At 61.3% G+C, this 9,014-nt stretch carries 11 protein-coding genes; 4 read left to right on the top strand and 7 right to left on the bottom strand.

Features of this window, described 5'->3' with window-relative positions:
* On the bottom strand, positions 1–540 hold a 540-nt coding region (gene mobQ, locus IL54_RS17085), incomplete at its 3' end, for a MobQ family relaxase (protein WP_193378874.1).
* 153 nt (positions 541–693) lie between these two features.
* Here mobQ and IL54_RS17080 point away from each other — a divergent pair.
* Both IL54_RS17080 and IL54_RS17075 read left to right on the top strand, forming a co-directional pair.
* Positions 694–960, top strand: a complete 267-nt coding sequence (locus IL54_RS17080; protein WP_052027734.1) for a hypothetical protein — start codon at positions 694–696, stop codon at positions 958–960.
* Positions 957–1,523 (top strand): hypothetical protein, encoded by a 567-nt coding sequence (locus IL54_RS17075; RefSeq protein WP_037477195.1) that lies wholly within the window; start codon positions 957–959, stop codon positions 1,521–1,523. Before IL54_RS17080 ends, IL54_RS17075 begins: the two co-directional genes overlap by 4 nt.
* A gap of 4 nt (positions 1,524–1,527) precedes the next feature.
* On the opposite strand, the gene IL54_RS17070 is transcribed toward IL54_RS17075, so the two are convergent.
* Positions 1,528–1,815 (bottom strand): type II toxin-antitoxin system RelE/ParE family toxin, encoded by a 288-nt coding sequence (locus tag IL54_RS17070; protein WP_037477193.1) that lies wholly within the window; start codon positions 1,813–1,815, stop codon positions 1,528–1,530.
* The gene (locus IL54_RS17065) at positions 1,812–2,060 is read right to left on the bottom strand and encodes a type II toxin-antitoxin system ParD family antitoxin (protein ID WP_037477190.1); all 249 of its coding nucleotides are present in this window, start codon (positions 2,058–2,060) and stop codon (positions 1,812–1,814) included. The genes IL54_RS17070 and IL54_RS17065 overlap by 4 nt, the downstream gene beginning before the upstream one ends.
* Positions 2,061–2,463: 403 nt before the next feature.
* Between IL54_RS17065 and IL54_RS17060 the strand changes: the two genes are divergently transcribed.
* Positions 2,464–3,471 (top strand): replication initiator protein A, encoded by a 1,008-nt coding sequence (locus IL54_RS17060; protein WP_037477188.1) that lies wholly within the window; start codon positions 2,464–2,466, stop codon positions 3,469–3,471.
* A 74-nt stretch (positions 3,472–3,545) separates the two neighbouring features.
* Positions 3,546–3,938: a hypothetical protein gene (locus IL54_RS17055; protein WP_037477185.1), complete on the top strand. Its 393-nt coding sequence runs from the start codon at positions 3,546–3,548 to the stop codon at positions 3,936–3,938.
* A gap of 32 nt (positions 3,939–3,970) precedes the next feature.
* Here IL54_RS17055 and IL54_RS17050 read toward each other — a convergent pair whose 3' ends face one another.
* The 4 genes from IL54_RS17050 to IL54_RS17035 all read right to left on the bottom strand — a co-directional run.
* Complete coding sequence (locus IL54_RS17050) at positions 3,971–5,302, bottom strand: enoyl ACP reductase FabMG family protein (RefSeq protein ID WP_037479041.1); 1,332 nt, start codon at positions 5,300–5,302, stop codon at positions 3,971–3,973.
* A gap of 327 nt (positions 5,303–5,629) precedes the next feature.
* Positions 5,630–6,493, bottom strand: coding sequence for an IS21-like element helper ATPase IstB (istB, locus tag IL54_RS17045; protein WP_037477183.1), 864 nt, complete (start codon positions 6,491–6,493; stop codon positions 5,630–5,632).
* The gene (gene istA, locus IL54_RS17040) at positions 6,490–7,992 is read right to left on the bottom strand and encodes an IS21 family transposase (protein WP_443211137.1); all 1,503 of its coding nucleotides are present in this window, start codon (positions 7,990–7,992) and stop codon (positions 6,490–6,492) included. The genes istB and istA overlap by 4 nt, the downstream gene beginning before the upstream one ends.
* A gap of 320 nt (positions 7,993–8,312) precedes the next feature.
* On the bottom strand, positions 8,313–9,014 hold a 702-nt coding region (locus tag IL54_RS17035), incomplete at its 5' end, for a hypothetical protein (protein ID WP_202807675.1).

The following is a 9,014-nucleotide window of genomic DNA, read 5'->3' as shown; positions in this document are numbered from 1 at the left end:
AAGGGCGCGGTTGCTCTCCCGCGCCCATGCCTCACGCCATCCTTCCAGCATCTCGACCGCGTTCCAGTCCCGGTTCTTCGCCCCGAACCCCTCGGGGCCGATTTCGCGGGTGGTCAGCAGGATATGGGCATGGTGGTTGCGATCATCGCCTTCGCGCCCCGGCGCATGAAGGGCGATGTCGGCCACCATGCCACGGGCCACGAACTCGCGCTGGCAGAACGCGCGCACCAGCTCGACGCGCTGCGCATGGTCCAGCTCGGCAGGCAGAGCCACCCGGATTTCGCGGGCAACCTGCGAATTCTTCCGGGTCTCTGCCGCCTCGACCGCATTCCACAGCGCCGCCCGGTCCTGCACCCATGCGGGCGCATTGGCAGGGGCGAGGGTTTCGACGTGATCGACGCCACCGCGCGCACGGTAATCGAAGGTCAGCCCGGTGCGGTGATCCTCGATCCGTTCGCCCACGCGGTAGGCCGCTGCCGCTGTGGCGCTGCGACCGGCAGAGCGGGAAATCATCGTGGCCCGAAGGTGGTAGATCGCCATTTCCGCGCTGCACTTGGCTAAGGGTTCAAGGGAAACGCAGGGTTCCCTTGCCCACACAAACGCGCAGCGTTTGTATAAGTGGGCACTTCGTGTTTGACACGCTATCCACTACGCGGCACAAATTCAACGATTGTAAAGAGGAAGGGCGGAAGAATGGCGCGCACCATCGACCAGCAGATTGCAGATGCGCAAGCGAAGCTGGCGCGGCTCAAAACCCGTCAGAAAGCCAGCGACACCCGCCGAAAGATCATCGTCGGCGCCATCGTCACCACCGAAGCCCTGAAAGACCCCAAGATTTCCAAATGGCTGGCATCCACCCTGCGCAAACACGCAACCCGGGACGTGGACCAGAAGGAAATCGCCGGACTGCTGGCCGACCTCGATGCCAGGGTGCAAAGCGCCGGGGCGGGTGAGGCATGAGCGGCAACACCGATCCGTTCCTGGTTCTGGTCGATGATATTGGCGCGCTGCGCCGCCAGATCGAGAACCTGCAACGCACCAGCCTCGACAGGGACGAGGCCGAACACCTCAACGCGACCATCGCCAAGAGCCTCGACAACATGGCGCAAACCGGCAAGCGGCTGGAACAGCGCCTTGAGGGCCAGCTGCAGCTCGCCACCGCCAAGACCAACCGCGCCGCCATAGAAGCCGCGCAGGACGCCGCCAGAGGGGCTATCAGGGAATCCCATGCCGAGATCCTCCAAACGGCCAGGAGCCTCTCACAGGCCGCAGGAGAGGCCCGCAGGGAGGCGTGGCGCTGGTTCGGCGGGTTCTGGGTCTGGCTGACCTCGATCGGGGCCGCAGGAGCGCTTATCGGCGCGCTGGCAGCCTTCTGGATCACCGGCAGAGGCGATGCCAAAGCCTTCGGCCAGCATCCTCGCATCTACTGCCTGTCCGCAGGCGGTGAATTCGCCGATCAGCGGGACGGAAGCCGATACTGCATCTTCATGGTTTCACCACCGACACAGCCAGCCGGGGAGTGACGGCTCACAGGTGCCGCTCCGCGTCCTGTGCGCTATGCAGGACGCGGACAATCTCCAGCCAGTCCCCCCGGTCGCGGAAATAGATCACATGCGAGCCGGTGGGGCATTTGCGATAGCCAAGGCGAACATTCGTCGCCCGCCCCTGCTTCCGGCCCGATGCCAGCGCATGGCAGGCATCCCGGATTTCGTCGGTGTAGCGGTCAGCCTGATCCGGCCCCCAGTTGTCGGCGCTGTAGTCCCAGATACCGTCAATGTCGACTTCTGCCCGAGGCGAGAAGGAAAGGGCCTTCATCTGCCCTCATACTCCGCCCGCTTCCGCTTCTTGAACGCTTCGAAGTCAAAGGGCTGCGGTTCGCCGGATTCCTCGCCCTCGATCAGGGCGACTTCCAGCGCCTTCACCTTGGCCTCATGCTCTTGCAGCAGCCGCAGCCCTGCCCGCACCACATCGCTGGCCGATCCGTAGCGCCCGGCCTGCACCTGCATGTCGATGAACGTGGTGAAATGGTCCCCGAGGGACACGGATGTATTGCGGGCCATCGCCGCCCCCTTCTTGTTCTAAGCAGATCCCAATATATACCAATAAGTACCAAGATGCAATCTGGGCGCTGGTGGTGCCAGCGGTCGCGTTCCCGCGACCGCAAGCGGCGCAGGGGGCGAAGCGCCCGGTGCGCGCCGCACCGCCTTACCCTTTTGGGTAAGGCCCTTGATCCTCGAAATTGCAGGAGGCTCTAGTGTTATTAGTGTTACCTACGGAGTAAGTTACGCGGCTCATAAGCACCTGTGAAAAATAGCATAAACCGGCATTTTGGTTCCGAAAGGGTCAAACTTTGGTTCCGAAAGGGTCAAACTTTGGTTCCGAAAGGGTCAAACTGCCTTCCCATCAACAACCGTTCCTGATAGGTCAAACAAAATAGTTCCTGATAGGTCAAAGTTACGCCGTATGAGCCTGCTTCCAGATCGGCACCCAAACTTGGATTTCTTCGTGCTCGATATCGCTGATGCGGTGCCGAAGGATGACATGGCGTCGATGGAGCACCCGTTGTTCTCGCTGGCAACGAAGCCGGACATGCGGCACCTCGAATATCGGAACGGTGACAACGTTCTGAAAATCCGGCCCTCTGGCCTCGGCCTGCCAACGATCTTCGACAAGGACATTCTCATCTTCACCATCAGCCAGCTGATGGCCCGGAAAAATCGGGGGGAACCGATTGGCGATACAGTCCGGTTCTCAGCGCGAGAGCTGTCTGTTGCCACAAACCGGCCTATCGGCGGGAACCACTACAAGCGCCTTGAGGATGCCTTCGCTCGCCTGCAAGGCGCGCAGTTCGTCACCAACATCAAGTCCGGGGGCAAGATCGAAACCCGGATATTCTCCCTGATAGACGAAGGAGGTTTTGTCCGCACTGACGATGAGCGATTCCGCCTCGACTACTGCGAAGTGAAGCTGTCGCGCTGGCTGATGCGGGCGATAGAGACTGACCAGGTGGTGACGATCACCCATGACTACTTCCGCCTGCGCAGGCCCTTGGAGCGCCGCCTGTATGAGATCGCCCGTAAGCACTGCGGCAACTCCCCGAAGTGGCAGATCGGGCTGGCAAACCTCCAGAACAAGACAGGCAGCAACGCCCCGGCAAAGCGCTTTCGCCACAACCTGCGCGAGATCATGCGGGCAGATGTGACACCGTTCTACAAGTTCGATATCGACGAAAACGACATGGTGACAGTGCGCCCTCGCTCTACGCCGGTCGATCTTTCTGCACCAATCATCATCCCAGAATGGGCCGAGGAACAGGCCAGAGCACACGCTCGAACCCTCGGTTGGGATTACTACACCCTACGGTCTAACTGGATGGCATACGCTCACGAGGAAACCGCCAAGGGCAACCCCCCGAAAAATCCCGGCGCGGCATTTGTGGCATACTGCAAAAAACAAGAGAAGCTGCGCTGACAGCGCCACCGAAGGACTGGACGCGAACAGGCGAACAGTCCACCATCATGGAAACCTGAACAGCAGGAAACCCCATGGTTTACACCCTCGGCGATGCCGCGAAAGCAACGGGAAAGTCCAAGGCGACGATCTCAAAAGCCATAAAATCAGGCAGAATATCTGCAACCAAGGATGAAACAGGGACTTTCCAGATAGACCCGGCAGAACTGCACAGGGTTTACCCACCGACTGTTTCAGATGAACAAAAGGAAACACCCGAGAAAACACCTGACGGAAAAGAAAATTCCGGTCTGGTCAGGGAGTTACAAGCCCGCCTTGAGGCGGCACATGAACGCCTCGCAGACAAAGAGGGGATAATCTCCGACCTGCGCGAGGACCGGGATAAATGGCGTCAGCAGGCAACCGCACTCCTGACCGACCAGAGACCGAAATCAGGATTCTGGGCGCGGATGTTTGGCAAAAGCTAGGTCTGCTATGCGGACGAAGCCGCCATAGGAAGCTACGCCGGCTTCTTCGAGGCTTCTTCGTTTGCAAGAAGCTGGCGAGCTACAAGATCATGGTTCAGCCAAAGAACGGGACCGGCAGGTGAACCCGTTTCGCCGAAGATCAGCTGCCCGGTCGCGGTCACGACATGATAGCTCAGCACGTCACTGACCAGCGCTTTATTGTCTTTGTGCAGTTGAACGATCTCGCCCGACGTGCCAATCGTCTGCTCTGCCTGTTCCGGGCTGTTGGGCAAGGGCCATGAGGCGAAGTCGTAGAAGCGTTGCATCGCCTCGTGGTTTTGGTAATCCGATATTTTCTGCAACAGATCGCCCAGCGTCACGCCTTCCTTCAGCAGCGCCTGACACTCGTTCCACAGCGCCTCGACCCACGCGCCGCCGCCCTCTTTCTGTAGCGCGCGAAGCAACGGAAGCAGCGACAGTTCGATGCCCGCGAACACGTCCGAGGAGTTGGTCCGGATCTCTGGACAATTGAAGACAGTCGCCTTCACGCCATTAGCCCAACCTTCCGTGGCAATGTCCTCCAATCGCATCTTTGCGTAGCCTTGGGTGTAGTTCGTGTATGTCTGCCAGCGGTAGTCGTCGCCGATCAGCACTTCGGTCCCGTGATAGCCATAGGCCGTATAGCGAACCTGCCCTCCCGACGCCTCGATCCGGTCCCGAATAGGGGAACTGGCGTCAAGGAGGTGCTGGAAGGTGTTGGCAGATACTTCATTGAAGTTCTGAAGAATTAGCTTGCCCAAATCGCTCTCGATCAAGGTCTGCGAGGACATGTGCCGCGCGCCACGGCCCTTGTAGATGCGGTTCGCGATTACGAGGAACGCTTTGGCCTTCGGAATGCCCCCCGCCATCGTATGCGCAAACAGCACGTTCTTGCCGTCCGGTATCATGCCGTCCAGTTCGCGCATAACGCGACCAAGTGTGGTCTTGAAGCGGTCGACACCATGCTTCCGACACATCTCGATATGCGTCCAGTCAAGCTTGTCGTCCTTCCACGACTCCACCGTCATCTTGTTGAGAAGCTCGGTCGGAGTAGGCTCTCCTGCTGGCGCATCGAGGTCAAAGCCCGCCATGAGCGGTTCATTTATGATCGTGCCGCCAAGTTTCTCCTCGGCTTCTGCAAGTTCTTCGGCCGTCAGTGCGCGGAGGGCGTTATCCTCTTCCCGCCGACCGACCGTGATCCCCACGATCTTCATGCCGGCCTTGCGGGCCTCGTCGACAAGACCTGTAGCGTATCCCCGCCCGAACAACTCGCCGAACAGGACGAACACGTCGCCTTCTTTGAACAAGGTGTTGCGGCTCATATCAGAAGGGATGGGATAGTTCATGTTTTCCTGCGACTGCGGCTCTCGTTCCATGCCGCGCAGTATCAGAAGCCATGTGAAAGGTCATCACTGCCCGATACGCGTCAATGGCGGCCGGGTAGAGCTTTGTGCTCTCATCTGACATTTTGCACCGCGTGCCCCTTGCCGACGAATGGCGGCTTTGGGCTGGAATATACGTCTCCCGAAGACCGAACTCCCATTGGTTATCGGCAATCCCGCGCGCTGGATCGGAACGACTTCCCGGGTTTCTCTATAGCGCGACGATCTGGGTGAGAGGTCAGCGACTATCAGGATGAGAACAGATTGTCGCGGCGTGTTGATCGTGCCGGGTTAGATTGTCGCTGGCAAGGGCGATTCTTCGCTCTGATTGTCGCTGATCGACATTTTCTCGATGGATTTGATTGTCGCGTATTTCGGTGTCCTTCCAGCCCCTGTTTGTCGCTGGAGGGCGGCCCTGCGACGATAGCTCTCGACATTCATCTCGAAGATGATGGCGTGGTGAACGAGACGGTCGACGGCCGCGAGCGTCATGGCGGGATCCGGGAAGACCCGGTTCCATTCGCCGAAGGGCTGGTTGGCCGTGATAAGCATGGATCGGCGCTCATAGCGGGCGCTGATCAACTCGAAGAGCACGGAGGTTTCAGCCTGATCCTTGGCGACATAGGCGAGGTCGTCCAGGATGAGCAGGTGGTATTTGTCGAGCTTGGCGATGGCGGATTCGAGCGCCAGTTCGCGGCGCGCGACCTGAAGCTTCTGAACCAGCTCGGACGTGCGGGTGAACAGCACGCGCCAACCGTTCTGGACAAGTTGCAGGCCGATGGCTGCCGCCAAGTGGCTCTTCCCTCCGCCCGGCGGGCCGAACAAGATGAGATTGGCGCCCTTTTCCAGCCATCCGTCGCCCGAGGTCATGGCCGTGACCTGCGCCCGCGAGACCATCGGCACGGCATCAAAGGCGAAGCTGTCGAGCGTTTTGCCCGGAGGCAGGCGTGCCTCGCTCAGATGACGTTCGATCCGACGCCGGTCACGTTCGGCCATTTCATGCTCGGTAAGTGCAGCGAGCAGTCGGGTGGCGGGCCAGCCCTCCTTGTCGGCACGTTCGGTAAACTCGGGCCAGATCACCTTGATGGCGGGAAGCCTCAGTTCGTTGAGGATGAAGCTCAGACGCTGGGCATCGACGTTATGGGCCTTAGTCATGCGGCCTCTCCCAGCAGCAGGGCATCGTAGTCGGTCAGGGGGCCAAGCTCGACCACCACCTCAGGCAGCGCGGCCGGATCAGGCGAGAAGCGCGTTCGCAACGCGGCGATGTCAGGCAGCCGGCCTGCGTCAAGGTCCTGGGCGAGAAGATCGGCAAGCTCGGCCTCGCAGGCCCGTTCATGGGCCATGGACAGCAACTCGACCATCTGGCGGCAAGCGTCACGCTCGGACATGGTTTCGAGCAGCCGTTCGAACATGAACCGGTACGCCTCGCGTGGGAACAACTGGTCGCGATAGGTCAGCTGCAGCAGGGCCATCGGCTTGCGCCTGAGGCTATGGATCACGTGACGGTAATCCACCACATAGCCATGTTCGGTAGCACTCTTCGGGCGACCGCGTGGCCGGGTCATGAGATAACTGCCGCCCAGGAACAGATCGAGCCGGTCATCGTAGAGGCGCACACGCAGTCGATGCCCGATCAACCGTGACGGCACCGTGTAGAACACCTTGCGCAGAACGAAGGTGCTGGACGAGGTGACGGGAAGGATATGTTCCTCGTAGTCGCTGGTGCGACGATCAGGCAGCGGTTTGAGCGTTGCCCTTTCGGTGTCGATGCGGGCGGCATTGCGCCGGTTCTTTCGAGCAACGATCTCGTCGATGAACCTGCGATAGGCCGCGAGGTCCTCGAAGTCGGTCGACCCACGCATCGCCAGCGCATCTTCCACCGCCGCCTTGAGATGACCGTGAGAGCTTTCGACGCTGCCATTCTCATGCGCGATGCCGCGGTTGTTGCGGGTCGGTGTCATGCCATAATGCTCGCACAAGGCGTCGTAGCGTGTGGTCAGGTCCGCACGGGCATCGGCATCAAGATTGCGAAACGCGGCCGACAGACTGTCGCTGCGGTGTTCACCGGGCGCGCCGCCCAGCATCCACAGCGCGTTCTGCAGCCCCTCGGCCAATGCGACATAGCTTTCGCCGCCCAGGATGACATGGGCATGTTCGAAGCCCGACCACACCAGGCGAAAGTGATAAAGCAGGTGATCGAGGGGCGCACCCGCGATCGTTACCTTGAGGCTCCTCATGTCGGTGAAGTCGGAAAGTCCCATTCGCCCCGGCTCATGGGTCTGGCGGAAGATCACTTCCTGTTCCGGGCCATGAACGGCCCGCCAGTTGCGGATACGACGCTCCATCGTGCGACGGACACCAAAATCGAGATCGGGATAGCGACGGCGCATCTCCTCGAAGATCGCCACCGGCCGCAAGCCAGGCGCCGCCTTCAGCATTGGTACAATCTCGCTCTCGAAAATCGATTCCAACGGATCAGGTCGCCGTCGGCCGCGGGGCGCTTTACTGTGTGAAGAAAGCACCGGATCGCTCGCAATCCGATAGCCCGTCGCGGTGCTGAACCCAGACTTCGCTGCAGCCACCGGGACCGGGTTGGTCAGTCGCAATTTCATGAAAAGCCTCATTTGATGATCGTTGACGTGGCAACCCGGCACTCACGGCATCTCCCTCCAATCTGGAAATGCCAATGAATATTGGGTCGGCCCCGACGATCTGCGGCTCCTCCATTGAAGGGCCATCGGTTGTAGGGGTCTCGGCTACGGGCTTCGGGCTACGCCCTCCGCCCTTCACCGACACCCCTACAACCGATTCTCATCTTGATTGTCGCTACGCTCGCATCCTGTTGGTCGCCGCGCAGGTTTCTCCCTGTCCTGAAGGGCCGCCGGAGTTTTTCAACAGCATCGGCTCAAACCGTCGATAGGCCAGCCCCGGCCCGCTCGCTCCATTGCGGGCTGTAGGGGCGGGGCTGGCCGGATCAATGGGTAAGCCCGCTGTCCCGGTCGTGGTCGCGGGCTTCCCGCTCCCGCAACCGTTCCTGCTGCCGCTCTTGCTCCTTCAGACGCTCGGCCTCCTGCACCCGCTGGCGTTCCTCGGCCTCCCGGCTTTCCTGCAACCGCGCGGCGGCCTCGGCCAGCGTTCCCCGGTCGATCCCCTGCGCGGCCTCCCGTAGCCGCTCGGCCAGGCTGCGGGCGGATTCCGGCTCCGGGGTTTGACCAGGTGCGGCCACGGTATCGGACGCGGTGCGGCTCTGGCGGGCCTCCCATGCCTCGCGCAACCGCGCGGCCAGGTCCTGCCTCCCCTCCCGGCCATCCCGATCCGCAGCGCCGGCATAGACCAGACCCTGCGCCGGCGGCCCGAGGCGATCCACCGCCCGCCCGATCCAGTCCCGCACCTGACCGGCCAGAACCTCCGCCACACGCGCAACCTCGGCCGCCTGCGCCTTGACCTCGCGCCACACCCGGACGGCCGCAACCTCGATGCCGCGTTCCTTCATCTGCCACGCCCCGGCAGAGAGTTGCGGCAGCGGATCCCGGTCCAGTTCCACCGCCCGCACCGTCTGCCGCAGCGCCTCGGCCTCGTCACCGCGATCATGCGCCGCGGTGGCCCGCTCCTGCGCCTCAATCCGCTGCGCCTCTAGCGTCCGGTGGTCGATCCGCTCGTCATGGCCGCATTGCTC

Source organism: Sphingobium sp. ba1 (genome assembly GCF_000743655.1).
GTDB lineage: Bacteria > Pseudomonadota > Alphaproteobacteria > Sphingomonadales > Sphingomonadaceae > Sphingobium.
Note: the sequence above shows the minus strand (reverse complement) of the source record. Positions and strands in the feature narration are given on the sequence as shown.